General features: G+C 68.0%; 19 protein-coding genes and 1 tRNA gene. 15 read left to right on the top strand and 5 right to left on the bottom strand.

All coding sequences use genetic code 11. The features are described 5' to 3' along the window. Positions 1–322 precede the first annotated feature (322 nt). From LXE91_RS17485 to LXE91_RS17475, 3 genes are read left to right on the top strand one after another with little or no spacing between them, the layout of a single operon-like run. Positions 323–1129 carry a gamma-glutamyl-gamma-aminobutyrate hydrolase family protein gene (locus tag LXE91_RS17485; RefSeq protein WP_039369324.1) on the top strand — a complete coding sequence of 269 codons (807 nt, stop codon included), beginning with the start codon at positions 323–325 and terminating at the stop codon, positions 1127–1129. A 12-nt stretch (positions 1130–1141) separates the two neighbouring features. Beyond that, positions 1142–2479, top strand: a complete 1338-nt coding sequence (locus LXE91_RS17480; RefSeq protein ID WP_039369321.1) for a glutamine synthetase family protein — start codon at positions 1142–1144, stop codon at positions 2477–2479. Between the two features lie 28 nt (positions 2480–2507). Continuing rightward, a complete protein-coding gene (locus LXE91_RS17475; RefSeq protein ID WP_046543564.1) occupies positions 2508–3902 on the top strand; it encodes an aspartate aminotransferase family protein in 1395 nt (464 codons plus the stop codon). Positions 3903–3990: 88 nt separating this feature from the next. Here LXE91_RS17475 and LXE91_RS17470 read toward each other — a convergent pair. Together LXE91_RS17470 and LXE91_RS17465 are read right to left on the bottom strand one after the other, a co-directional pair. Next, positions 3991–4065 (bottom strand) — tRNA-Val (locus LXE91_RS17470). 82 nt (positions 4066–4147) lie between these two features. Then, positions 4148–4630 (bottom strand): Lrp/AsnC family transcriptional regulator, encoded by a 483-nt coding sequence (locus LXE91_RS17465; RefSeq protein WP_039364848.1) that lies wholly within the window; start codon positions 4628–4630, stop codon positions 4148–4150. 190 nt (positions 4631–4820) lie between these two features. On the opposite strand from LXE91_RS17465, the gene LXE91_RS17460 reads away from it, so the two are divergent. From LXE91_RS17460 to LXE91_RS17445, 4 genes are all read left to right on the top strand, one after another. Further along, positions 4821–6035: an amino acid aminotransferase gene (locus tag LXE91_RS17460; RefSeq protein WP_039364845.1), complete on the top strand. Its 1215-nt coding sequence runs from the start codon at positions 4821–4823 to the stop codon at positions 6033–6035. Between the two features lie 31 nt (positions 6036–6066). Next, positions 6067–6453, top strand: a complete 387-nt coding sequence (locus LXE91_RS17455) for a RidA family protein (RefSeq protein WP_039364843.1) — start codon at positions 6067–6069, stop codon at positions 6451–6453. An 82-nt stretch (positions 6454–6535) separates the two neighbouring features. Then, on the top strand, positions 6536–7606 hold the full coding sequence (locus LXE91_RS17450) for a porin (RefSeq protein ID WP_321200137.1): 1071 nt from the start codon (positions 6536–6538) through the stop codon (positions 7604–7606). Between the two features lie 92 nt (positions 7607–7698). After that, a complete protein-coding gene (locus tag LXE91_RS17445; RefSeq protein WP_039364838.1) occupies positions 7699–9117 on the top strand; it encodes an amino acid permease in 1419 nt (472 codons plus the stop codon). A 15-nt stretch (positions 9118–9132) separates the two neighbouring features. Here LXE91_RS17445 and LXE91_RS17440 read toward each other — a convergent pair whose 3' ends face one another. After that, positions 9133–10035, bottom strand: coding sequence for a LysR family transcriptional regulator (locus tag LXE91_RS17440; protein ID WP_039364836.1), 903 nt, complete (start codon positions 10033–10035; stop codon positions 9133–9135). 209 nt (positions 10036–10244) lie between these two features. Here LXE91_RS17440 and LXE91_RS17435 point away from each other — a divergent pair, with 209 nt between their 5' ends. The 3 genes from LXE91_RS17435 (at position 10245) to LXE91_RS17425 (ending at position 14767) form a co-directional block, all read left to right on the top strand. Further along, the gene (locus LXE91_RS17435) at positions 10245–11996 is read left to right on the top strand and encodes an acyl-CoA dehydrogenase family protein (RefSeq protein ID WP_039364834.1); all 1752 of its coding nucleotides are present in this window, start codon (positions 10245–10247) and stop codon (positions 11994–11996) included. Continuing rightward, positions 11993–13195, top strand: a complete 1203-nt coding sequence (locus LXE91_RS17430) for a CaiB/BaiF CoA transferase family protein (protein WP_039364832.1) — start codon at positions 11993–11995, stop codon at positions 13193–13195. Before LXE91_RS17435 ends, LXE91_RS17430 begins: the two co-directional genes overlap by 4 nt. Positions 13196–13351: 156 nt before the next feature. Next, a complete protein-coding gene (locus tag LXE91_RS17425; protein ID WP_039364830.1) occupies positions 13352–14767 on the top strand; it encodes an MFS transporter in 1416 nt (471 codons plus the stop codon). Positions 14768–14911: 144 nt separating this feature from the next. Here LXE91_RS17425 and LXE91_RS17420 read toward each other — a convergent pair whose 3' ends face one another. Both LXE91_RS17420 and argA read right to left on the bottom strand, forming a co-directional pair. Next, on the bottom strand, positions 14912–15187 hold the full coding sequence (locus LXE91_RS17420; RefSeq protein ID WP_006478357.1) for an oxidative damage protection protein: 276 nt from the start codon (positions 15185–15187) through the stop codon (positions 14912–14914). Positions 15188–15236: 49 nt separating this feature from the next. After that, a complete protein-coding gene (argA, locus tag LXE91_RS17415; RefSeq protein ID WP_039364826.1) occupies positions 15237–16616 on the bottom strand; it encodes an amino-acid N-acetyltransferase in 1380 nt (459 codons plus the stop codon). A 23-nt stretch (positions 16617–16639) separates the two neighbouring features. Here argA and hrpA point away from each other — a divergent pair, with 23 nt between their 5' ends. The 5 genes from hrpA to LXE91_RS17390 all read left to right on the top strand — a co-directional run bounded on the left by hrpA (position 16640) and on the right by LXE91_RS17390 (position 24760). Beyond that, a complete protein-coding gene (hrpA, locus tag LXE91_RS17410) occupies positions 16640–20848 on the top strand; it encodes an ATP-dependent RNA helicase HrpA (protein ID WP_039364824.1) in 4209 nt (1402 codons plus the stop codon). Positions 20849–21028: 180 nt separating this feature from the next. Next, the gene (locus LXE91_RS17405) at positions 21029–22018 is read left to right on the top strand and encodes a YVTN family beta-propeller repeat protein (protein ID WP_039364822.1); all 990 of its coding nucleotides are present in this window, start codon (positions 21029–21031) and stop codon (positions 22016–22018) included. 16 nt (positions 22019–22034) lie between these two features. Continuing rightward, entirely contained in the window at positions 22035–23009 is a 975-nt protein-coding gene (locus LXE91_RS17400; RefSeq protein WP_039364820.1) for a sterol desaturase family protein, read from the top strand. 111 nt (positions 23010–23120) lie between these two features. Then, a complete protein-coding gene (locus LXE91_RS17395) occupies positions 23121–23948 on the top strand; it encodes an EI24 domain-containing protein (RefSeq protein ID WP_039364818.1) in 828 nt (275 codons plus the stop codon). Further along, positions 23945–24760: a competence/damage-inducible protein A gene (locus tag LXE91_RS17390; RefSeq protein WP_039364816.1), complete on the top strand. Its 816-nt coding sequence runs from the start codon at positions 23945–23947 to the stop codon at positions 24758–24760. The genes LXE91_RS17395 and LXE91_RS17390 overlap by 4 nt, the downstream gene beginning before the upstream one ends. Positions 24761–24765: the final 5 nt, after the last annotated feature.

Below are 24765 nucleotides of genomic sequence, written 5' to 3'. Positions count from 1 at the left end.
GATCCGGCATGCTGATCGCGGCACGCGTGCCGCCCCTTTACGCGAGCCTCGCTTCTTCGCCATTTCCGATCGCGGCGTGCGCCGCTTCAATCTCGTGTCCGCGCACGTGTTCAGCGCGGTGCAGTGCGACGGCAGCGCATCGTTGTTGCCCTAGCGTCGTTTTCCGCTTCCGTTCCGGGTCGCACCGCCCGTTGCCGCATCGTCCGCGCGGCAGGATCACGCATGGGCATGCGCCACGTCGTGGCGCGCGCGTGCGGTGCCGGCGCGAATCTTCAACGTCCCGCGTGCAGACGCATCGCGCGCAATTGCCGGAGAGCCGCCCATGCGTGCGCGCCCGATCGTAGCCGTCACCGCCGACCGCATCCTGCGCGGGGCGCATCCGAACCACACGGCGGGGGAGAAGTACCTGGCCGCGCTCGTCGACGGCGCCGGCGCGCTTGCGTTCGTGCTGCCCGCGCTCGGCGCGCGCCAGCCGGCCGACGCGATCGTCGCGGCGATCGACGGCTTGCTGTTGACCGGCAGTTATTCGAACGTCGAGCCACATCACTATGGCGGCGCCGCGAGCGAACCCGACACGCTGCATGACCCCGCGCGCGACGCGACCGCGCTGCCGCTGATCCGTGCGGCGATCGACGCCGGCGTGCCCGTGCTCGCAATCTGTCGCGGCATGCAGGAGCTGAATGTGGCCTATGGCGGCACGCTGCATCAGCGGCTGCACGCGACGACCGGCTTCGACGATCACCGCGAGCGGCCCGCCGATCCGCTCGAACGGCAGTACGGCCCCGCGCACGTCGTGCGGTTCGCGCCGGGCGGCCTGCTGCAGCGGGTTGCGCGCGGCGCGCAGGAAGCGACGGTCAATTCGCTGCACGACCAGGGCATCGCGCAACTCGGTGCGGGGCTCGTCGTCGAAGCCAGTGCGCCCGACGGGCTGGTCGAGGCCGTCAGCGTGCGCGGCGCGCACGCGTTCGCGCTCGGCGTGCAGTGGCATCCCGAATGGCGCTACGCGGAGCAGCCGCTGTCGCGCGACATCTTCGCGGCATTCGGCGCGGCGTGCCGCGCGCGCATGACGCATCGCATTCATGCAGCTGGCGGCGCGATGCCGTCGCCGGCCGCATCCGACGTCGACTGATAGAGGCCGATCATGCAACCCGAACTGAGTGAATTCCTGCGGCAGCACCGCATCACCGAGGTCGAGGCGATCATTCCCGACATGGCCGGTATCGCGCGCGGCAAGATCATTCCGCGCAACAAGTTCGAATCCGGTGAATCGATGCGACTGCCGCAGGCCGTGATGGTGCAGACCGTCACCGGCGACTATCCGGAGGACGGCACGCTGACCGGCGTGACCGACCCCGACATGGTGTGCGTGCCCGATCCGTCGACGATCTGCCTGATTCCGTGGGCCGTCGACCCGACCGCGCAAGTGATCCACGACTGCGTGCACTTCGACGGCTCGCCGGTCGAGATCTCGCCGCGCTATGTGCTGCGACGCGTGCTCGACCTGTATAAGGAGAAGGGCTGGCAGCCGGTCGTTGCACCCGAGCTCGAGTTCTATCTCGTCGACATGAACGCCGATCCCGACCTGCCGCTGCGCCCGCCCGTCGGCCGCACCGGGCGTGCGGAGACCGGCCGGCAGTCGTATTCGATCGAGGCCGTGAACGAATTCGATTCGCTGTTCGAGGATATCTACGAATACTGCGAGATGCAGGGGCTCGATATCGAGACGCTGATCCACGAGGTCGGCGCAGCGCAGATGGAGATCAACTTCGTGCATGGCGATGCGCTGTCGCTCGCCGACCAGGTGTTCCTGTTCAAGCGCACGGTGCGCGAGGCGGCGCTGCGTCACAACATGTATGCGACGTTCATGGCGAAGCCGATGCAGGACGAGCCCGGCTCGGCGATGCATATCCACCAGAGCCTGGCCGACGCGCGTACGGGGCGCAACCTCTTCTCCAACGAGGACGGTGCGGTATCGCCGATGTTCCACAGCTATCTCGCGGGGCTGCAGAAGTACACGCCCGCACTGATGCCGATCTTCGCGCCGTACATCAACTCGTATCGCCGCCTGTCGCGCTTCATGGCGGCACCGATCAACGTGCAGTGGGGCTACGACAACAGGACGGTCGGTTTCCGCATTCCGCAGTCGGGCGCGTCGGCGCGCCGTATCGAGAACCGGATTCCGGGCGTCGACTGCAATCCGTACCTCGCGTTCGCCGCGACGCTCGCGGCCGGCTATCTCGGCTTGACCCAGCAGCTCGCACCGACCGAGCCGATCGCGTCGGACGGCTACAACCTGCCGTACCAGCTGCCGCGCAATCTCGAGGAGGGCATCTCGCTGATGGCGGCCTGCACGCCGCTGGCCGGCATTCTCGGCGACAAGTTCGTGAAAGCGTACCTGGCGCTGAAGGACACCGAATACGAAGCGTTCTTCCGGGTGATCAGCTCGTGGGAACGCAGGCATTTGCTGCTGCACGTCTGAGCGTGCGGCACGGTTATCCGGAGGAAACATGACCGATCGAAATGACGCTGCATCGCCGCACTCGACCGCCGAATACCGCGCGCTCGACGCCGCGCACCACATCCACCCGTTCTCGGACATGGGCGCGCTGAACCGCGCGGGCAGCCGCGTGATCGTGAAGGCCGACGGCGTCTACCTGTGGGACTCGGACGGCAACAAGGTGATCGACGGGATGGCCGGCCTCTGGTGCGTGAACGTCGGCTACGGCCGCAAGGAACTCGCCGACGCCGCGTATCGCCAGATCCAGGAACTGCCGTTCTACAACACGTTCTTCAAGACCACGCACCCGCCGGTGATCGAACTCTCCGCGATGCTCGCGGAAGTCACGCCTGCCGGCTTCAACCACTTCTTCTACTGCAACAGCGGCTCGGAAGGCAACGACACCGTGCTGCGCCTCGTGCACCAGTACTGGCGCGTGCAGGGCCAGCCGCAGAAGAAGTATGTGATCTCGCGCAAGAACGGCTATCACGGCTCGACGATCGCCGGCGGCACGCTCGGCGGAATGGGCTACATGCACGAGCAGATGCCGTCGAAGGTCGAGAACATCGTGCACATCGACCAGCCGTATTTCTTCGGTGAAGCAGCGGCCGGCGAAACGCCGGAAGCGTTCGGCCTGGCGCGCGCCCAGCAGCTCGAGGCGAAGATCCTCGAACTCGGCGCGGAAAACGTCGCTGCATTCATCGGCGAGCCGTTCCAGGGCGCGGGCGGCGTGATCTTCCCGCCGTCGACGTACTGGCCGGAAATCCAGCGCATCTGCCGCAAGTACGACATCCTGCTGGTGGCCGACGAAGTGATCGGCGGCTTCGGCCGTACCGGCGAATGGTTCGCACACCAGCACTTCGGCTTCGAACCCGATCTCATCACGATGGCCAAGGGCCTCACGTCGGGTTATGTGCCGATGGGTGCCGTCGGCATTCACGAGCGCGTGGCGCGGCCGATCATCGACAACGGCGAATTCAACCACGGCCTCACGTACTCGGGCCACCCGGTCGCGGCGGCCGTCGCGGTCGCGAACCTGAAGCTGCTGCGCGACGAAGGGATCGTCGAGCGCGTGAAGAACGACATCGGACCGTACTTCCAGCGCCGGCTGCGCGATGCGCTGGGCGATCATCCGATCGTCGGGGAGATTGCGGGAGCGGGGCTGGTCGCGGGCGTTCAACTGGCGCGCAACCGCGACCGGCGTGAGCGGTTCGGTGCGAACGTTGATATCGGCACGATCTGCCGCGACTTCTGCTTCAACGGCAACCTGATCATGCGCGCGACCGGCGACCGGATGCTGCTGTCGCCGCCGCTCGTGATTCGCGAAGTGGAGGTCGACGAGATCGTCGACAAGGCGAAGCGCGCGTTCGATGCGACGGCGGAGCGGGTGGGGCGCGCAGCGTAAGCCGGTGTTGCGCGGCGCGCGCCGCGCAACAAACTCGCCGCCAAAACGAAAAGGCCCTGCGTCGTGAGACGCAGGGCCTTGAATTCTTTGGTGGGCGGTACTGGGATCGAACCAGTGACCCCTGCCGTGTGAAGGCAGTGCTCTACCGCTGAGCTAACCGCCCAAAGAAGCTGAAATTATGTCAGGGCTTTGAGGGTCTGTAAAGCCCTTTCTGCAAATATTTTTCACGACCCCGCAAAAAACGGTCAGCCGGCCGTCGACTGATCGACGAGATCGAGGAGCGACCCGTCGCGCTTGAGCGTCGCGAGCACGATGCTCGAGTTGATCGACATCACGCCCGTCGCGCGGTGCAGGTGGTTGATCACGAAGTCGGAGTAGTGATCGAGGTCGCGCGCGCGCACGGTCAGCACGTAGTTCGAGCCGCCCGTCACGATCTGCGCCGCGACGACTTCCGGCCACTGCTGGAGAGCCTCCACGAACCGGTCGTGCCACTCGGGCACGTCGGGCCGCATCGACACATGCACGAGCGCCTCGAACGCGATACCGACCTTCTTTGGCTCGATCGTGCAGCGATACCCGGAAATCGCACCGCGCTCCTCGAGCAGCTTCACGCGCCGCAGGCACGCCGACGGCGACAGCGCGACCGCGTTCGCCAGGTCCTGGTTGCTGATGCGTCCGTCCCGCTCGAGGTGCCGGAGGATGCGCATGTCGGTTCGGTCCAGTGTCATGTCGCAGAATCCCGTGAATTTCAAGATGGCTGGCGCAGACTCTACTGCAAAGCGTTCGATTCGTCATCGAAAAATGAAGCTCATTCTATTTCGACCTCGATAACATGCGATCCATGCCTCGACTGCACGGCCCGGCGCAACGCCATGCCGCGCGGGGCGCGCCACCGCTTTCAACCTTCGTTCATCGATCATGTACGCACACGTTCCCGCCTATCCGGGCGATCCGATCCTGTCCCTGTTCCAGACGTTCCAGCAGGACGCGCATCCGCACAAGGTCAACCTCAGCATCGGCCTCTGCTACGACGACACGGGCCGGATTCCGGTGCTCGACAGCACACGCATCGCGGCCGAGCGCCTGCGCGAAGCCGGCGCTCCGCACACCTATCTGCCGATGGAAGGGCTCGCCGCGTACAGGCAGGGCGTGCAGCGCCTCGTGTTCGGCGCGGACTGCGCGGCGCTCGCGGAAGGGCGTATCGCGACGCTGCAGACGCTTGGCGGCTCGGGTGCGATCCGGCTCGGCGCGGAATTCGTGAAGCGCTACTTCCCGGACAGCGCGGTCTGGATCAGCGACCCCACGTGGGACAACCATCGCGTGATCTTCTCGGCGGCCGGCCTCGACGTGCACACGTACCCGTACTACGACGAAGCGCGCAACGATATTCGCGTCGACGCGATGCTCGCGACTCTCGATGCGCTGCCGCCGCGCAGCGTCGTGCTGCTGCAGCCGTGCTGCCACAACCCGACGGGGCTCGACCTGGGGCGCGATGCGTGGCGGGCGGTGATCGACGTGCTCGCGCGGCGGGGCCTGATTCCGTTCCTCGACATGGCCTATCAGGGCTTCGGCGACGGTCTCGACGACGACGCGTGGGCCGTGCGCGCCATCGTCGACGCGGGGCTGCCCGCGATCGTCGGCAATTCGTTCTCGAAGAACTTCTCGCTGTATGGCGAGCGCGTCGGCGGGCTGTCGATCGTTTGCGCGGGCGCGGGCGAGGCCGCGACGGTGTTGAGCCAGCTGCAGGCCGGCGTGCGCCGCACCTATTCGAGCCCGCCGCTGTTCGGCGCGCAGCTCGTGTCGACGGTGCTGAACGACGACGCACTGCGCGCGCGCTGGGAAGGCGAGGTCGCGCAAGTGCGCACGCGCATCAAGCGCATGCGCGGTGCGCTGAAGGCGCGGCTCGACTCGCGCGCGCCCGGGCGTTCGTTCGACGCCTTGGTCGCGCAGCGCGGGATGTTCAGCTACACGGGCATCGCCGCCGCCGACGTCGAACGCCTGCGCACCGGGCACGGCGTTTACTTGCTGCGCTCGGGCCGCATGTGCATCGCGGGGCTGAACGACGCGAACGTCGATCACGTCGCGAACGCGATCGCCGACGTACTCGGCGGCGCATTGCGCCAGGCCGCCTGAGTTTCCCGACCTCGAACCGAAGGAGCACACGATGGCAGACACGATCCCGGTCGACTTGCCGCAGCTCGCGCAGCCGTTCTCGTGGGCGACCCGCGCGGCCGGCCTGATGTTCACCGGCCACGGGCCGGTCGACGCATCCGGCGCGATCGCCGGCGACACGATGACCGAGCAGGCGCGCCTCACGCTCGGCAATCTCGCGAAGGCCGTCGCGGCGGCGGGCGCGACGATGGATGACGTCGCGCAGGTGCTCGTCTACCTGTCCGACGTGCAGGCGATGCCCGAATTCGACGCCGAATACCGGCGCCATTTTCGTGAACCGTATCCGAACCGCACGTGCGTCGGCGTGCAGGGTTTCGCGCATCCGGCGATGCGCGTCGAACTGGTCGCGTACGTCGCGCTGCCGGCCGGGCGCGCGTAGCCACGGAGTCCGCCGCCTCCGTGCGGCGTGCAGCACCCACAACCACAATGACCAACAATCGATAACAGGAATGGAGGAGAACATGAAGAGCATTCACCGATTCGCACTGCCAACGATGGCGGGGCTGCTCGCCGCAAGCGGCGCGATGGCGCAAAGCAGCGTGACGCTGTACGGGATCGTCGACCAGAGCATTCGCTACACGACGCATGCCGACGCATCGAACGACGCCAGCGTGCAGATGACCAACGGTGCGATTACCAACAGCCGCTGGGGCCTGAAGGGCAGCGAGGCGCTCGGCGGCGGGCTGAAGGCGATCTTCCGGCTGGAAAGCGGCTTCGAGCCGCAGAACGGGCAACTCGACGGCGCGCTGTTCGGCCGCTATGCGTATGTCGGCCTCGCGAGCGACTGGGGCGCGGTGAAGCTCGGCCGCCAGGCGACCGAGGCGTTCAACCTGTTCGGCGACCTCGATCCGCTGACGGTCGGCAACTACACGGCCAACATGTGGCCGTACTTCCTCACGCAGGGCCGTGTGAGCAACGTCGTCAGCTACGACGGCACGTTCGGCGGGTTCAACGTCGGCGCGAGCTACGGCTTCGGTGGTGTCGCGGGCAGCCTCGGCGCGCAAGCGTACTGGGGCACGCACGTGTCGTACACGCAGGGCGGGCTGATGGTCGGCGCGACGTACCAGCAGGTGCGCGACCTGGCGAGCCGCGCACAGCAGGCGTGGGGCGCAGGCGCGCGCTATGCGTTCGGCGCGGCGACGCTGTACGCCGGCTACCTCGGCGGCATCGACCGCTCCGGCGTGCTCGACCAGGACCTGCTGAATGCGCCGGGCCGCCAGGTCACCTACGGATCGTTCGCGGACAACCCGCGCCGCGATACGCTCTTCTATACGGGGGCCAGCTACCGGTTCACGCCGGCCGTGTCGGTGACGGGCGTCGCGTACTACGACGACATCCGCAACGTGAACGGCGTCGCGGGCAACGGCGGCAAGCGCTGCACGGGTGTGCTCGAGGCCGAGTACGCGCTGTCCAAGGCGACGCAGGTCTACGCGACGCTCGACTACAACCGCGTCACGGGCGGCGCGCTCACCGAGATGCCGGGACGCGGCAACCAGACGGGTGTCGCGGCCGGCCTGCGCCACATGTTCTGAGCACGCGGCGCGCGGCGACCGGTGCGGTCCGGCGCCGGTCCGTGCGCCGTCGACGTTTCGACCGGACAATCGCTTTCGAACGAGGTCATTCGATGCAATCAGAAGGGCAATTCCAGCACATCGCGGCGCGCGAGCAGGGTCTGCGCCGCACGCTTTCCGCGCGGCAGATGGCGATGATCGCGATCGGCGGCGCGATCGGCACCGGGCTTTTTCTCGGCAGCGGCTTCGCGATCGGCTTCGCGGGGCCGAGCGTGCTCGTCAGCTACGCGATCGGCGCGTTCATCTCGCTGCTGCTGATGGGCTGTCTCGCCGAGATGACGGTCGCGCACCCGACGTCCGGCTCGTTCGGCGCGTATGCCGAACACTACGTGAGCCCGTGGGCCGGGTTTCTGGTGCGCTATGCGTACTGGGCGTGCATCGTGCTCGCGGTCGGCACCGAGGTCACCGCAATTGCGCTGTACATGAAGTACTGGTTCCCGGGCGTGCCGGGCTGGCTGTGGATCGTCGGCTTCTCGGCGCTGCTCGTGTTCGTCAACGCGCGCAGCGTCGACGTGTTCGGCGCGGTCGAATACGGTTTCTCGGTCGTGAAGATCGCGGCGATCGTCGGCTTCATCCTGCTCGGCGCGTACGTGGTGTTCGGTAATCCGGAACTGGTCGGCGGCGGTGCGACGCGCGCGGGCTTTCATCTTTACACCGAGCACGGCGGCTTCTTTCCGAAGGGCGTATGGGGGATGTGGGTCGCCGTGATCGTGTCGATCTTCAGCTACCTGAGCATCGAGATGATCGCGGTTGCGGCCGGCGAAGCGGAGGATCCGGAGCGCGCGGTGACGCGCGCGTTCCGCTCGACGATCGTGCGGCTCGTGCTGTTCTACCTCGTCACGCTCGCGCTGATGCTCGCGATCGTGCCGTGGACGACGGCGGGGCGCGACGAGAGCCCGTTCGTCAAGGTGATGGAGGCGATCCACCTGCCGGGCGCGGCCGGGTTGATCAACTTCGTCGTGCTGATCGCCGCGCTGTCCGCGATGAACAGCCAGCTCTACATCACGACCCGGATGATGTTCAGCCTGTCGCGCGCCGGGCATGCGCCGAAGGCGCTCGGCGAGGTGAACGCGCGCGGCGTGCCGTTCGGCGCGCTGATGCTGTCGACACTCGGCATCGCGCTGGCGACGGTGCTGAGCGTGCTGTATCCGGACGCATCGTTCACGATCATGATGTCGGTGTCGATGTTCGGCGCACTGTTCGTGTGGATGATGATCTTCGTCACGCACTACTGTTTCCGGCGTCGCCGGGCGGCGCTCGGTCTGCCGGCGCCCGCGTTCCGGATGCGCGGCTTTCCGCTGCTGACGCTGCTTGGCGCGGGCCTGATGTTCGCGGTGACGGTGACCACGTACTTCACGCCGGAATTCCACATGACGCTGATCTTCGGCATCCCGTTCCTCGTCGTGCTGTCGGTCGTCTATGCGGTGTGGTATCGCCGCGCGCAGCCGGTGCTCCAGCCGGAAGCGAAGTAACGGCGGCGCCCGCGCTCACCCTTCGAGCGCGGGCAGCGCGTCGATCGACGCGCGCACGTAGTCGGCGAAGCGCAGCGCGACCGGTTCCGCGGTACCGCTGCGCTTCAGCGCGTGCGTGCGCGATTCGAGCGACGCATCCTTCAGCGGGCGGAACGCGAGCCGCTCGCTCTTCACCTGCTGCAGCACGCGCGGCACGAGCGCGACGCCCATCCCGAACTCGATCATCGACAGGATGGTTTGCCACAGTCGCGCCTCGTGACGGATCAGCGGGCTGAAGCCGGCGTTCACGCATTGCGCGATGATCAGGTCGTGATAGTGCGGCGCGGCTTCGCGCGGGAACAGGATGAACGGCTCCGCGGCCAGCGTGGCGAGCGCGACCTGCTTGCGCTTCGCGAGCGGATGATCGGCGGGCAGGCAGCAGACGAACGGTTCCGCATAGACGGGCGTCGCGTCGACCTCGGGCGGGAAGTGCCCCCAATGCGCGTAGCCGAGATCGATCTGGCCGCGCTGGATCGCCTGCACCTGCGCGTGCGAGTTCATCTCGCTCAACACGATCTCGACACCGGGATAGTCAGCCTCGAAGCGCCGCACCGCGTCGGGCAGCCCGCGATACAGCATCGAATGGACGAAGCCGATCCGCAGCCTGCCCGCGAGGCCCGACGCGGAGCGCGCCGTCAGGCGTTCTGCTTCGGCCGCCTGCAGCAGCAGCCGGCGCGCTTCGCCGAGCAGCACCTCGCCCGCGTTGGTCAGCGCGACGGTCTTGTTGGTGCGTGAGAACAGCTGCACGCCGAGCGCTTCTTCGAACTTGCGGATGTCGAAACTCAGCGCCGGCTGCGAGATGAACAGGCGCTTCGCCGCGCGCCCGAAATGCAGCTCCTCGGCGACCGCCACGAAATAGCGCAACTGCCTGAGTTCCATCGGGTCTCCTCCCGGCGCCGGCATCGATAAGTGTTGTCTATCGTACCGGATAAATCCTGTATTGGACGCTTATCGATCGCCAGCCTACGCTCTTCCGAAAGATTGACGCGGGACCGGGCGGTGTCGGCACGCCGACGCGCTCCGGCCGCGAAATACGGGAGCGGGAAAGGCGCATGGCGCCCGCTCCGCTCCGCAACGGAGACGCACGCATGAACGACACCGATCGCACGCCGGCCGCCGGCGCATCCAACATCCCCGACAGCCGGGGCGTCAATTTCTTCACCGTCGATCCCGATTTCGGCGCGCTCCTGAAGCTGCACCTGGGCGACGCGCGTTACGCCGAGCTCGAACCGCAACTGCGCGCGCTCGGCGCGCGCGTGTCGGGCGAGCTCGACGAATGGGCGTCGCGCGCGGACAAGCATCCGCCCGTGCTCGAGTACCGCAACCGGCGCGGCGAGGCCGTGCAGCGGATCGACAAGGACCCTGCCTACGTCGCGCTCGAGCGCGTCGCGTATTCGGAACTCGGGCTCGCGTCGCTGAGCCATCAGCCGGATGCCGTGCCGCCGCTCGTCAAGTACGCGCTGACGTTCCTGTTCGTGCAGGCCGAATTCGGGCTGTGCTGCCCGGTCAGCATGACCGATTCGCTGACGCACACGCTGCGCCGCCACGGCGATCCGGCACTGGTCGCGCGCTACCTGCCGATGCTTGCGTCGCGCGATTTCGACACGCTGTACCAGGGTGCGATGTTCATGACCGAGCAGGCGGCCGGATCCGACGTCGGCCGCATCACGACGCGCGCGACGCGCGAGACGGACGCGCACGGCGAGACGACCTGGCGCCTGCATGGCGACAAATGGTTCTGCTCGAACGCGGACGCCGATCTCGCGATGGTGCTCGCGCGCCCCGACGGTGCGCCGGACGGCATCAAGGGCCTCGCGTTGTTCCTGCTGCCGAAGACGCTGCCGGACGGCACGCGCAACCGCTACCGGATCGTGCGCCTGAAGGACAAGCTCGGCAGCCGGTCGATGGCGAGCGGCGAGATCGCGCTCGAAGGCGCGCAGGCTTACCTGATCGGCGAGATCGGCCGCGGCTTTCACCAGATGGCCGACATGATCAACCTGTCGCGGCTGTCGAACGGCGTGCGTGCGGCGGGGCTGATGCGGCGCGCGCTGAACGAAGCGCTGCACGTTGCCGCGCATCGCGAGGCCTTTGGCCGCAAGCTGATCGAGATGCCGCTGATGCAACGCCAGTTGCTGAAGATGCTATTGCCGGCCGAGGCCGCGCGCGCGATGTTCATGCAGATCGCACTGCTGCTGCCGCAGGCTGAAGCCGGCGACGAGCAGGCCGCGCGCTGCGTGCGGATCCTGACGCCGCTGATCAAGTTCCGCGCGTGCCGCGATGCGCGGCGCGTGACGGGCGATGCGATGGAAGTGCGCGGCGGCACCGGCTACATCGAGGAATGGAGCGATGCGCGCATCGTGCGCGATGCGCATCTCGGCTCGATCTGGGAGGGCACGAGCAACATCGTCGCGCTCGATGTCGCGCGGGCCGCGCAGCGCGAGCACGCGCTCGACGCGTTGCGCACGTTCCTCGGCGACCGCCTCGGTGCAGCGCCGCTGCCCGATGCGAGCCGTGCGGCGCTGCGGCGCATCCTCGCGCGTGCCTGCGACGCGCTCATGCGGGTCGCGGCCGAGGGTGACGACGCTCGCGTGCGGCAGGCCGCGTCCGCGCTGTACTACGCGAGCGCAGCCGTGCTGATGGCCTGCGAGGGCGTGCGGCTCGCGCCGGATTTCCGGCGGCTCGCGCTCGCGCACCTGGTCGTGCGCCACAAGCTGCTGCCGGTCGATCCGCTCGCGCCGGCGTCGCGCGATGATGAATCGGCCGCATACGGCGCACTGCTGCGCGGCACGCCGGTCGCGCTCGATACCGCCCTCGACCTGCTGCCGGAGGTCGAACGATGAGCACGACGCGTGGCGCACTGGACGGCCTGAAGGTCGTCGACCTGAGCCGCGTGCTCGGCGGCCCGTACTGCACGCAGGCGCTCGCCGACCACGGCGCGACGGTGGTCAAGATCGAGCCGCCGGACGGTGACGAGACGCGCGGCTGGGGGCCGCCGTTCCTCGGCGATACCGCGTGGTATTTCATGGGCGTCAACCGCAACAAGGAAGGGCTCGCGCTCGACCTGTCGCGCGACGAGGGGCGCGCGATCCTGTGGCGCCTGCTTGAAGAGGCCGACGTGCTCGTGGAGAACTTCAAGCCCGGCACGCTCGCGCGCTGGGGGATGGACTACGCGCGCGACCTGCAGCCGCGCTTCCCGCGCCTGATCCACTGCGCGGTGACGGGCTTCGGCGAAGGCGGCCCGCTCGGCGGGCTGCCGGGCTACGACGCGGTGATCCAGGCGATGGCGGGGCTGATGAGCGTGAACGGCGAGCGCGACGGCGATGCGACGCGCATCGGCTTGCCGATCGTCGACATGGTCACGGGCCTCAATGCGCTCGCGGGCATCCTGCTGGCGCTCGCGGAGCGGGAGCGGAGCGGGCAAGGGCAGTCGATCGACATTGCGCTGTACGACTGCGGCGTGTCGCTGCTGCATCCGCACCTGCCGAACTTCTTCGGCTCCGGGCGCGTACCGGCGCGCAGCGGCAACGCGCATCCGAACATCGCGCCGTACGACAGCTACCGCACGGCGAGCGTGCCGATCTTCCTCGCGGTCGGCAACGACCGGCAGTTCGCGCGGCTCGTCGCGTATCTCGGCGTGCCGGCGCTCGCAAGCGATCCGCGCTTCGTCGACAACCGCAGCCGCTGCGCGCACCGGCCGGAGCTGAAGGCCGAACTGGAAGCGCGGCTCGCCGCGCATGCCTGCGAGCCGCTCGCACGCGACCTGATGGCGGCCGGCGTGCCGTGCGGGCCGGTGCGCACGGTGGCCGACGTCGCGCACGATCCGCATGCGCTGCACCGCAACCTGTTCGTCGAGATCGGCGCGTATCGTGGCACGGCGTCGCCGGTGAAGCTGTCGCGCACGCCGGCCACCTATCGTTCGCCGCCGCCCGCACTCGGCGGCGACACGCGCGCGGTGCTCGAGCGCCTCGGCGTCGATCCCGCGCTCCAGCAGCAACTGCTCGATGCCGGCGTGCTGAAAGCCGAACCGGAGGCGACGTGACCGTTCGAGCCGCCCGGCAGGCGAGCTTGCGCTGCTGGCCCAACCCGATGCAAGGCAACGCAACGTAGGCCCAACCCGCCAGCCGGCGGCGCAAGGCCGGCCAACCGGCAAGGCGCGCGACAGTCGCGCCGCCGATCACGAAAAATGGAGACATCGATGAGCCGTCCGCAATCCCCGACCGCCGCACCGCAACCGCGGCCCGGCCGCGCCGCCTTCGCGGCGTTCGTCGGTACTACGATCGAGTGGTACGACTTCTACATCTACGGCACGGCCGCGGCGCTCGTGTTCGGCAAGGTGTTCTTTTCGAGCACGATGGATCCCGGCGTCGCGACGCTGCTGGCGTTCGTCACGTTCTGGGCCGGCTTCGCCGCGCGCCCGCTCGGCGGCATCGCGTTCGGGCATCTCGGCGACCGTGTCGGCCGCAAGACGGCGCTCGTTATCACGCTGGTGATGATGGGGCTGGCCACGACCGGCATCGGCCTGTTGCCCGGCTATGCGCAGATCGGCGTCTGGGCACCGGCCGGCCTCGTCGTGCTGCGCGTGCTGCAGGGCATCGCGGTCGGCGGCGAGTGGGGCGGCGCGGTGCTGATCGCGAGCGAGAACGCGCCGAAGCATCGCAGCATCCTGTATGCGGCGTTCGCGCAGCAGGGCTCGCCCACCGGCAACCTGCTCGCGACTGCCGCGTTCTTCGCGCTGAGCGCGCTGCCCACCCCGTCGTTCCTGATGTGGGGCTGGCGCATTCCGTTCCTGCTGTCGGCCGTGCTCGTGATCATCGGCATGGTGATCCGGCTGAAGCTCGAGGAGTCGGCCGACATGCAGCGCGTGCTCGCGCGCAAGCGCACCGTGAAGCTGCCGCTGCGCGACGTCGTGCGCGATCACTGGGTCGTCGTGCTGCTCGCGGCCGGCACGCTGCCGGTGATCAACGTCACGTACTTCCGCAGCACGTTCGCGCTGTCGTGGGCGACGAAGGCGCTCGGCTACGCGCAGGGCACGTTCCTCGGCATCCTGTCGATCTCGCTCGTCGTGCAGTTCCTGATGCAGCCGGTCGGCGCGTGGTTCGTGTCGAAGGTCGACATGCGTCGCGCGATGTGCTGGATCCTGATTCCGGAAATCGTGCTGATGCCCGTGATGTTCCATGCGCTCGCGACGCGGTCGTACTGGGTGGCCGTCGCGGGCATGTGCATCTCGACGATTCCGTCGGCGATGTTCTATGGCGCGGTCGGCGGCGTGCTCGCGCGCGTGTTCCCGGCGAACATCCGCTACACGGGCCTGTCGCTCGCGTATCAACTGAGCGCGCTCGTCGTCGGCGGCGGCACGCCCGTGCTCGCGCAGGCGATCCTCAATTCGACCGGCAGCATCGTCGGCGTCGCGGTCGCATCTGGGCTTTACGCGCTCGTATCGCTCGTCTGCATGCTGGCGCTGCTCAATCGCACCGGGTATCGCGCGGACGAACTGTCGACGGCCGAGCGTAGCGACGCGGCCGAATGGGGCACCGAAGGCGGCAGTGCGGAAGCCGCGGCCGGCGGGAACGGGCAGCCGGGCGAGGGCGGTGCGTTGAAGCCGGCTGGCTGAGCCGCGCGCAACGCCGCAACGACGGGACGCCGGAACGCACCGAACGCGCGCGCCCAAAAAGAAAACGGCACCGTGCGAAACACGGTGCCGCTTTCTCCGCAGCGCGTGGCCGGCAACTTGCGCCGGCCGCGCGCGATCGCGTCATCAGCCTTCCGTCGGCGGCACGTAGCCGGACGCCTGATCCGCGCCGTCGCCGAAGAAGTACTTCTCCGTCTGCTTCATCAGGTACTGGCGCGCGCGCGGGTCGGCCATGTTCAGGCGGTTTTCGTTGATCAGCATCGTCTGCTGCTTGAGCCAGCCTTGCCACGCTTCCTTCGAGACGCTCTCGTAAATGCGCTTGCCGAGTTCGCCCGGCAGCGGCGGGAAATCGAGGCCTTCGGCTTCCTTGCCGAGCTTCGCGCATTGGATCATTCGAGCCATCGTGTACTTCTCCTGTAATCGGACTGGGGGAGGGCAGTCGTGCCTGCGCTCAGAGCTGTTTCATCAGCACGAGCGACTTGCGCTGCCAGTTATAGAGTTTGCGGCGGTCTTCCGGCAGGTCGTCGACGCTGACCTTGACGAAGCCGCGCTTGAGGAACCAGTGCTCGGTGCGCGTCGTGAGCACGAAGATATGTGTGAGGCCGCGCGCGCGGGCGCGCTGCTCGATACGCTTGAGCAGGCGTTCGCCGTCGCCCGAGCCCTGCGCTTCCGGCGCGACCGTCAGGCACGCCATCTCGCCGATCTTCTCCTGCTGGTACGGATACAGCGCCGCGCAGCCGAACAGCACGCCATCGTGCTCGATCACCGAGAAGTGGTCGATGTCGCGTTCGATCTGGTGGCGGCCGCGCCGCACCAGCGTGCCGTCCGACTCGAGCGGCTCGATCAGCGACAGGATGCCGCCGACGTCGTCCGGCGTCGCTTCGCGCAGGCTTTCGAGGTTCTCGTACGAGATCATCGTGCCGACGCCGTCGTGCAGGAACAGTTCGAGCAGCATGCTGCCGTCGAGCGATTGCGGAATCAGGTGGGCCCGGGTCACGCCGCCGCGGCACGCGCGGATCGAGTGCTTCAGGAAGAACGCGTCGTCACCCTGGACGTTGCCGGAATCGAGCAACTCGGCGGCCGCGTCGAGCGACATTTCGCGGACCAGCTCGCCTTCGTCGTCGACGATGCCCGGCGCTTCGGTCAGGAAGATGATCTTGTCGGCGCGCAGCGCGATCGCGGCGGCCGACGCCACATCTTCCATCGACAGGTTGAACGCTTCGCCGGTCGGCGAGAAGCCGAGCGGCGACAGCAGCACGAGCTTGCGGCTCGCGAGCGAATGACGGATCGATTCGGCGTCGATCTTGCGCACGATGCCCGTGTGCGCGAAATCGACCCCGTCGAGAATCCCCACCGGCCGCGCGGTCACGAAGTTGCCCGACACGACGCTGATGTGCGCGTGCGCCATCGGCGAGTTCGGCAGACCCTGGCTGATCGCGGCCTCGATGTCGAGGCGCACTTCACCGGCCGCTTCCTTCGCGGATTCGAGCGCGCGCGCGTCCGTGATGCGCAGCCCGTGCGAAAACTCGGATTCGACACCGTGCAGGCTCAGCTGCTCCTCGACCTGCGGGCGCGAGCCGTGCACCAGCACGATCTGGATACCCATCGCCTGCAGCAGCGCGATGTCGGACACGAGCGCATTCAGCAGCCCCTGCTGCACCACCTCGCCGCCGAACCCCACGACGAACGTGCTGTTGCGGAACTTGTGGATATAGGGCGCGACGGAGCGCATCCAGTCGACGAACTGCGCGTGACTGGCGGCCGAGTCGTCGGCGGCCGGCGGCGTCGTGGCGCCGGTCTGGGCGGGAGGGAGGTCGGTTTGGGAATTCATGGGCGGGATTATAATGCGCCCCCATGTCGAATGTACCTAAAAGTCCCGCGCCGACGCGGGCCAAAGCGCCGTCGGCCCGGCACCCGGATGGTGCGGCCGATGCACGCCAGCAGCAGGGCCAGCCGCCGCGCCGGCAGCAGGAACGGCAGGCGGACAAGCCTGCACACGCGCCGCGCGGGCCGCGCGGCGACGAATCGCGCGGCGACGCGCGCCAGCCGGCCGCGAAGGATGCATCCGTTGCAACGGGCGAGCGCGCGCCGCGCCGCGAGCGTCCGCCGCGCGCCGTCGTCGCGCCGAACCCGGTCCCGCCGATCACGTACCCCGAAAGCCTGCCCGTGTCGGGCAAGCGCGACGAAATCGCGCGCGCGATCGCCGGTCATCAGGTTGTCATCGTCTGCGGCGAAACCGGCTCGGGCAAGACCACGCAGCTGCCCAAGATCTGTCTCGATCTCGGCCGCGGCCTCGGCGCCGGCGGCACGGGCCTGATCGGCCATACGCAGCCGCGCCGCCTCGCTGCGTCGTCCACCGGCCGCCGGATCGCCGAGGAACTCGGCACGCCGTTCGGCGAAGTGGTCGGCTACAAGGTGCGCTTTACCGACAATCTCGCGCCGGGCGCGTCCGTGAAGCTGATGACGGACGGGATCCTGCTCGCCGAGACGCAGACCGATCCGTTGCTGAAGGCGTACGACACGCTGATCATCGACGAGGCGCACGAGCGCAGCCTGAACATCGACTTCCTGCTCGGCTACCTGAAGGAAATCCTGCCGAGGCGGCCGGACCTGAAGCTGATCGTCACGTCCGCGACGATCGACGCCGATCGCTTCGCGCGCCATTTCGGCACCGACGAGCGTCCCGCGCCCGTGATCGAGGTGAGCGGGCGGCTGTATCCGGTCGAGATGCGCTACCGGCCGGTGGCCGAGGATCGCCCGGCCGTCAAGCACGCCGAAGGCACGGCCGGCCGCGACCGCGTGAAGACCGCGCGCGAAGCCGAGCGCGACCTGATGGACGCGATCGTCGACGCGGTCGACGAGCTGTGCCGCGAAGGCCCCGGCGACGTGCTGGTGTTCCTGCCCGGCGAGCGCGAGATCCGTGAAGCGGCCGAGGCGCTGCGCAAGCACCATCCGCCGCACACCGAGATCCTGCCGCTGTTCGCGCGGCTCTCGGCGGCCGACCAGGACAAGGTGTTCAAGGCGTCGAACGCGCGCCGGATCGTGCTCGCGACCAACGTGGCCGAAACCTCGCTGACGGTGCCGGGCATCCGCTACGTCGTCGACACCGGCCTCGCGCGCGTGAAGCGCTATTCGTACCGGAACAAGGTCGAGCAGCTGCAGGTCGAGTCGATCTCGCAGGCGGCCGCGAACCAGCGCGCGGGCCGTTGCGGCCGGGTGGCCGACGGCGTGTGCATCCGCTTGTACGAGGAAAGCGACTACCAGGCGCGCGCACGCTTCACCGACCCGGAAATCCTGCGCTCGTCGCTCGCGTCGGTGATCCTGCGGATGAAGTCGCTGCATCTCACCGCGATCGAATCGTTCCCGTTCCTCGAGCCGCCGCCCGGTCGCGCGATCGCGGACGGCTACCAGTTGCTCAATGAACTCGGCGCGGTCGACGACGACAACGCGCTGACGCCGCTCGGCCGCGAACTCGCGCGGCTGCCGCTCGACCCGCGCGTCGGCCGGATGATTCTTGCCGCGCGCGACCAGCAGTCGCTGCGCGAGGTGCTGATCATCGCGAGCGCGCTGTCCGTGCAGGATCCGCGCGACCGTCCGATCGAAGCGCAGGAGCAGGCCGACCAGGCGCACCGCCGGTTCGCCGACGAGCGTTCCGAATTCCTGCAGTGGCTGAAGATCTGGGCGTGGTTCGAAGAGGCCGTCGCGCACAAGAAGTCGAACCGGCAACTGATCGACGCGTGCCGGCAGAATTTCCTGTCGCACCTGCGGCTGCGCGAATGGCGCGATGTCCACTCGCAACTGCTGACCGTCGTGCGCGAGCACGGCTGGCGCCTGAACGAAGTCGAGGCGACTTACGAGCAGATCCATCTGGCCCTGTTGACGGGCCTGCTCGGCAACCTCGGCCTGAAGGCCGACGACGATCCGCATTATCTCGGCGCGCGCGGGATCAAGTTCTACCTGTGGCCGGGCTCCGTGCTCGCGAAGAAGGCCGGCCGCTGGGTGATGGCGGCCGAGCTCGTCGAGACGAGCCGGCTGTACGCGCGCTGCCTCGCGAAGATCGAGCCCGAATGGGTCGAGAAGATCGGCGCGCATTTGCTGAAGAAATCGCTGTCGGAGCCCCACTGGGAAAAGCGCCCGGCGCAGGTCAGCGCGTACGAGCGTGCGACGCTGTACGGGCTGCCGATCTACCATCGCCGGCGCGTCGCATTCGGCAAGCAGGATCCGTCGCGCGCACGCGAGCTGTTCATCCGCGGTGCGCTGGTCGAGGGCGAGTTCGACACGAAGCTCGCGTTCTTCGCGCACAACCGCAAGCTGCTCGCCGACATCGAGCAGCTCGAACACAAGTCGCGCCGGCAGGACGTGCTGGTCGACGACGAACTGATCTACGCGTACTACGACCAGGCGATTCCGGAAGGGATTCACACGGGCGCCGCGTTCGAGCGCTGGTATCGCGACGAGGTGAAGAAGAGCGGCCAGCCCGAGGACAAGCTGCGGCTGCTGTACCTGTCGCGCGACGACCTGATGCGCCACGAGGCGGCCGGCGTGACGACCGAGCTGTTCCCGAAGCGCGCGACGATGGCCGGCGTCGAGATGGCGCTCACGTATCACTTCGAGCCCGGCACGCCGCGCGACGGCGTGACGCTCGCGGTGCCGCTGTATGCGCTGAACCAGGTCGACGCGCGCCGCTGCGAGTGGCTGGTGCCGGGGATGCTCAAGGAAAAGGTGCAGTTGCTGCTGAAGTCGCTGCCGCAGAAGCTGCGCCGGCATTGCGTGCCGCTGCCCGAGTACGCGGCCGGCTTCGTCGAGCGGATGGGCCGCGAGCGCTTCGGCGCGGGCGGGCTCGTCGAGGCGCTGATCGCCGACGTGCGCGGTGAAACGCAAATCGCGATGAAAACGGCCGACTTCAAGCTGGAAACGCTGCCCGCGCACCTGTTCATGAACTTCAAGGTGATCGACGAGCACGGCCGCCAGCTCGCGATGGGGCGCAATCTCGCGCAGCTTCGCCAGGAGCTGGGCGCGCAGGCGCAGCAGCAGTTCCAGAAGATCGCGGCGGCGTCGACGATCGCGGCCGGCGGCGATGCCGATGGCGGCGAGCCGATCGGCCAGGCGCCGGCCACGGCCGCGACGACCGGCGCGCCCGGCCGCAACGCGAAGGGCGGCAAGGGCGCGGCGCCGCAGACGGCCACGCCGGCGGAAGCCGGTGCGACCGCGCTGTACGAGAACCTCACGACGTGGAATTTCGGCAAGCTGCCCGAGCTGCTGGAGATCCGCCGGCGCGGCCAGACGCTGTACGGCTACCCGGCGCTCGTCGATCGCGGCACGCATTGCGACGTCGAGGTGTTCGATTCGCCGGAGGAGGCCGCGCGCATCCACCGGGCCGGCCTGCGGCGGCTGTTCGCGCTGCAGCTGAAGGAGCCGATCAAGTTCCTCGAGAAGAACCTGCCGGGCCTGCGCGAGATGGCGATGCAGTACATGTCGCTCGGCACGCAGGACGAGCTGCGCGACCAGCTGATCGACACGGCGCTCGACCGCGCATGCCTGCAGGACCCGCTGCCGGACGACGACGCGAGCTTCCACGCACGCCGCGACGAGGGCCGGAGCCGCCTGAACCTGCTCGCGCAGGAAATCGCGCGGCTGGTCGGGCAGATCCTGGCCGAATACGCGGGGCTCGTGAAGAAGCTCACGCAGGCGAAGCCGTTCGCGCAGGCGCATGCGGACCTGCAGCAGCAGCTCGCCGCGCTGGTCGGCAAGCGCTTCGTGATCGATACGCCGTACGCGCAACTGGCGCACTTCCCGCGCTACCTGAAGGGCATCGCGCTGCGGATCGACAAGCTGAAGGCCGACCCGGCGCGCGACGCGAAGCAGTCGGCCGACCTGCTGCCGCTCGCGCAGCAGTACCAGCGCGCGGTGTCGCAGCGCGGCGGCGTCGCCGACGCGCGGCTCGCGGAATTCCGCTGGCTGCTCGAGGAACTGCGGATTTCGCTGTTCGCGCAGGAACTGCGTACGCCGATGCCTGTCTCTGTCAAGCGTCTGCACAAGGTCTGGGAGTCGATGCAGCGCTAGCGCAACATCGGTTTCCCGGGCCCGCACCGGCGGCCGGCCCCGGCCGGCCGCGCGGCGCTTGCCGCGCCGGCCGTCAGGGCCGCCGCGGCAAGCGTCGAAGTGGCGCAAAGCCGGCTTCGGTCAACCGGCCGGGCCGGTTGAACGTTTTACAATGACGGTTGTTCCACGACGTGAGTCTTCATGCGCACTTTCCTTTCCCTCGGCCGCACGCTCGCGCTGGCCGCCGCCGTGCTGGCGCCCGCCGCCCACGCGAATAACGTGATCATCCTCAATTCGGCTGAAGCGACGCTGTCCCTGATCGACCAGCAGACCCGCCAGGTCGTCGCCACGATGCCGACCGGCAAGGAACCGCACCACCTGATGGCGACGCCCGACAATTCGTCGCTGATCGTTGCAAATTCGGTCTCGAACAGCCTGATGTTCCTCGATCCGAAGACGGGCAAGCTGCAGCGCACCGTCGAAGGGATCGACGATCCTTACCAGCTCGGCTTCTCGCCCGACCGTAAATGGTTCGCGGCGGCCGGCCTGCGCCTCGACCGCGTCGACATCTACGGCTACGACGGCCGCGACCTGAAGCTCGTGAAGCGCGTGCCGCTCGAGGTGATGCCGAGCCACCTCGCGTTCACGAAGGACAGCAAGACGCTGCTCGTGTCGCTGCAGGTTTCCGGCGAGATCGCGGCGATCGACCTGCCGACGCAGACGGTCAAGTGGAAGATGAAGGTCGGCAAGGTGCCGGCCGGCCTGTGGCTCACGCCGGACGACAAGTACCTGCTCGTCGGGATGACCGGCGCGGATTACGTCGCGGTGGTCGACTGGCGCAACCAGAAGGTCGTCAAGCAGATCTACACCGGCAAGGGCGCGCACAACTTCCGCTCGCTCGCCGATGGCACGCATGTCGCGGTCACGAACCGGGTCGCGAACACGATCAGCATCATCGACGAGAACACGCTCACCAACGTCGGCGACATCACCGGCCTGCTGCCGGGCCCGGACGACATGGAGCTGTCCGCCGACAAGAAGTCGCTGTGGGTGACGTTCCGCTTCGCGAAGAAGGTCGGGATCATCGACCTGGCGTCGCGCAAGCTGGTGCAGACGATCGCCGTCGGCCGCTCGCCGCACGGCATCTATTTCTACGACCGCGCGCCGTGGCGCGCCGCGAACGGCGCGTGACGGGCGGGGGAGAACGATGCTGCACCTGATCGATGCATTCGTATCGGACATCCAGACCTGGCTGTACGTCGACGTCGTGCAGCCGCTCCTCTTCAAGTTCAACCTGATGGACTATGACGAGGACACCTACGACGCGCTGTACTGGGTGATTGTCGGGGCGCTGCAGATGGTGCTGATGTTCGTGCTGCTGCGCCCGCTCGAGGCGCTGCTGCCCGTCGAGCGCTGGACGAACCGCCGGGCCGTGCGGGTCGACGTGATCTACACGGCGATCGCGAAGCTCGGCATCTACTCTCTGTTCTTCTTCTTCGCGCTGCAGCCGCTGTTCGACAACTTCCAGGCGTGGCTGCGCCTGCACGGCGTCGCGAACCTCAACCTCGACTACCTGTGGCCGGGCGTGACCTCGAAACCGATCGTCACGTTCGCGATCTATCTCGTCGTGCTCGACTTCGCCGGCTACTGGTATCACCGCTGGCAGCACAAGTTCGGCGTCTGGTGGGAACTGCACGCGGTGCATCACAGCCAGCGCCAGATGTCGCTGTGGTGCGATGACCGCAACCACGTGCTCGACGACGTGATCCAGTCGTGCTTCTTCGCGGCGATCGCGCTCGTGATCGGCGTGACGCCGTCGCAGTTCGTCGTGCTGACCGCGTTCACGAACTTCATGCAGAGCATTCAGCACACGAATGCGCGGCTGTCGTTCGGCTGGCTCGGCGAGCGCCTGTTCGTGAGCCCGATCTTCCACCGCCGCCACCACGCGGTCGGCTACGGCCACGAAGGCACGAAGTACGGCTGCAACTTCGGCGTGCTGTTCCCGTGGTGGGACATGATGTTCGGCACCGCGTCGTGGAACCGCACGGTCGAGCCGACCGGCATCCGCGACCAGGTCGAGGGCGTGTCCTACGGCGACGGTTTCTGGGCGCAGCACGGCCTCGCGTTCGTGCGGATCTTCCGGCGCCTGTTCCCCGCCAAGCGCGGCGCTGCATCGGCCTGATCCGGCCATTCCCGTCTTGAGCGGCTCTCCCACGCGGCCCGCATGTGCTTTGGCGCATGCGGGCCGCGTGGTTTATCCTTTCCCCGTTTTTCTCCGTCGATACAGGCTCGCATGAACGACTTGCTGCGTTCCTTCGTCCGCGCATTGGCGAGTGCACTGCATCCGCGCATGCTGTGGCTCACCCTGATGCCGTTTCTCGTCTCGGCCGTCCTGTGGGGCGTCGTGCTGTGGTTCTCGTGGCAGTCGCTGCTGGACCTCGCACGCGGCGCGCTCGACGGCTTCGTGCTGACGGCCATGCTGTACCGCGCGTTCGACGCGATCGGCATGTCGCAGCTGCATGCGGTCGTCGCGCCGTTCGTGGTCGTGTCGCTCGCGATTCCGCTGATCGTGCTGACCGTGCTGCTGCTGATCGCGACGATTTCGATGCCGGTCGTGATCAAGCACCTCGCGAACCGCCAGTTCGCGGCGCTCGAGCCGAAGCGGGGCGGCACCTTCTTCGGCAGCGTGTTCAATTCGCTGGGGGCGGCGCTGGCCGGCGTCGTCGTGCTGGTCGTCACGATCCCGCTGTGGCTGATTCCGCCGTTCTTCGCGCTGCTGCCGCCGGTGATCTGGGGCTGGCTCACCTACCGCGTGATGACCTACGACGCGCTCGCGCTGCACGCGAGCCGCGACGAGCGCCGGGCGCTCGTGCGGCGGCACCGCTGGCCGCTGATCGGCATCGGCGTCGCGACCGGGCTGCTCGGCACCGTGCCGACCTTCGTGTGGGTATCGTCGGTCTGGATGATGGTGCTGTTCCCGTTCGTCGCGGCGGCCATGATCTGGGTATACGCTTTCATCCTCGTCTTCTCGGCGCTGTGGTTCGGGCATTACTGCCTGCGCGCGCTGGAGGACCTGCGCGCGAGTTCGCGCGCCACCGCAATCGACATGGGGCAGGCATGAGCATCGGCATCATCATCATCGGCGACGAAATCCTTTCGGGCCGCCGGCAGGACAAGCATCTGGCGAAAGTCATCGAGCTGCTCGGCGCGCGCGGCCTCGCGCTCGACTGGGCCGAATACGTCGGCGACGATCCGGCGCGCATCACGGCGACCCTCGCACGCGCGATCGCGTCGGGCGACATCGTGTTCTCGACGGGCGGGATCGGCGCGACGCCGGACGACCACACGCGCCAGTGCGCGGCCGCCGCGCTCGGCGTGCCGCTCGAGCTGCATCCGGAAGCGAAGGTGCTGATTTCCGAGCGGATCCGCGAAACGCACGCCGATCCGGCCACGCCGGTCGATTTCGAGTCGCCGGAGAACCAGCACCGCTTCAACATGGGCGTGTTCCCGGTGGGCGCGACGATCATTCCGAACGGCTACAACCGGATTCCCGGCTTCTCGGTCGGCGACCTGCACTTCGTGCCGGGCTTCCCGGTGATGGCGTGGCCGATGATCGAATGGGTGCTCGACACGAAGTACGCGCACCTGCATCACGCGACGCCGCACGCGGAGCGCTCGCTGTACGTGTTCGAACTGCCGGAATCGACGCTCACGCCGCTGATGGAACGCATCGAGCGCGATTTCCCGGGCGTGCGCGTGTTCAGCCTGCCGAGCGTCGGCGATGCGGAGCGCGGCGGGATCTACGCGCGCCGTCACATCGACCTTGGTGTGAAGGGCGAACCGGAAGCGGTCGCGGCCGCGTACGTGAAGCTGCGCGAAGGTGTGCACCTGCTCGGCGGCGACGTCGTCGAACCCGACACGCCGCGCGCCTGAGCGGC

Origin of the sequence: Burkholderia contaminans (genome assembly GCF_029633825.1) — a bacterium.
Taxonomy (GTDB): Bacteria; Pseudomonadota; Gammaproteobacteria; order Burkholderiales; family Burkholderiaceae; genus Burkholderia; species Burkholderia contaminans.
This window is presented reverse-complemented; position numbering and strand designations above follow the sequence as displayed.

Coding starts and splice junctions, on each gene's coding strand:
- LXE91_RS17485 (WP_039369324.1), top strand. CDS start 323: ATGCGTGCGCGCCCGATCGTAGCCGTCACCGCCGACCGCATCCTGCGC.
- LXE91_RS17480 (WP_039369321.1), top strand. CDS start 1,142: ATGCAACCCGAACTGAGTGAATTCCTGCGGCAGCACCGCATCACCGAG.
- LXE91_RS17475 (WP_046543564.1), top strand. CDS start 2,508: ATGACCGATCGAAATGACGCTGCATCGCCGCACTCGACCGCCGAATAC.
- LXE91_RS17465 (WP_039364848.1), bottom strand. CDS start 4,630: ATGACACTGGACCGAACCGACATGCGCATCCTCCGGCACCTCGAGCGG.
- LXE91_RS17460 (WP_039364845.1), top strand. CDS start 4,821: ATGTACGCACACGTTCCCGCCTATCCGGGCGATCCGATCCTGTCCCTG.
- LXE91_RS17455 (WP_039364843.1), top strand. CDS start 6,067: ATGGCAGACACGATCCCGGTCGACTTGCCGCAGCTCGCGCAGCCGTTC.
- LXE91_RS17450 (WP_321200137.1), top strand. CDS start 6,536: ATGAAGAGCATTCACCGATTCGCACTGCCAACGATGGCGGGGCTGCTC.
- LXE91_RS17445 (WP_039364838.1), top strand. CDS start 7,699: ATGCAATCAGAAGGGCAATTCCAGCACATCGCGGCGCGCGAGCAGGGT.
- LXE91_RS17440 (WP_039364836.1), bottom strand. CDS start 10,035: ATGGAACTCAGGCAGTTGCGCTATTTCGTGGCGGTCGCCGAGGAGCTG.
- LXE91_RS17435 (WP_039364834.1), top strand. CDS start 10,245: ATGAACGACACCGATCGCACGCCGGCCGCCGGCGCATCCAACATCCCC.
- LXE91_RS17430 (WP_039364832.1), top strand. CDS start 11,993: ATGAGCACGACGCGTGGCGCACTGGACGGCCTGAAGGTCGTCGACCTG.
- LXE91_RS17425 (WP_039364830.1), top strand. CDS start 13,352: ATGAGCCGTCCGCAATCCCCGACCGCCGCACCGCAACCGCGGCCCGGC.
- LXE91_RS17420 (WP_006478357.1), bottom strand. CDS start 15,187: ATGGCTCGAATGATCCAATGCGCGAAGCTCGGCAAGGAAGCCGAAGGC.
- argA (WP_039364826.1), bottom strand. CDS start 16,616: ATGAATTCCCAAACCGACCTCCCTCCCGCCCAGACCGGCGCCACGACG.
- hrpA (WP_039364824.1), top strand. CDS start 16,640: ATGTCGAATGTACCTAAAAGTCCCGCGCCGACGCGGGCCAAAGCGCCG.
- LXE91_RS17405 (WP_039364822.1), top strand. CDS start 21,029: ATGCGCACTTTCCTTTCCCTCGGCCGCACGCTCGCGCTGGCCGCCGCC.
- LXE91_RS17400 (WP_039364820.1), top strand. CDS start 22,035: ATGCTGCACCTGATCGATGCATTCGTATCGGACATCCAGACCTGGCTG.
- LXE91_RS17395 (WP_039364818.1), top strand. CDS start 23,121: ATGAACGACTTGCTGCGTTCCTTCGTCCGCGCATTGGCGAGTGCACTG.
- LXE91_RS17390 (WP_039364816.1), top strand. CDS start 23,945: ATGAGCATCGGCATCATCATCATCGGCGACGAAATCCTTTCGGGCCGC.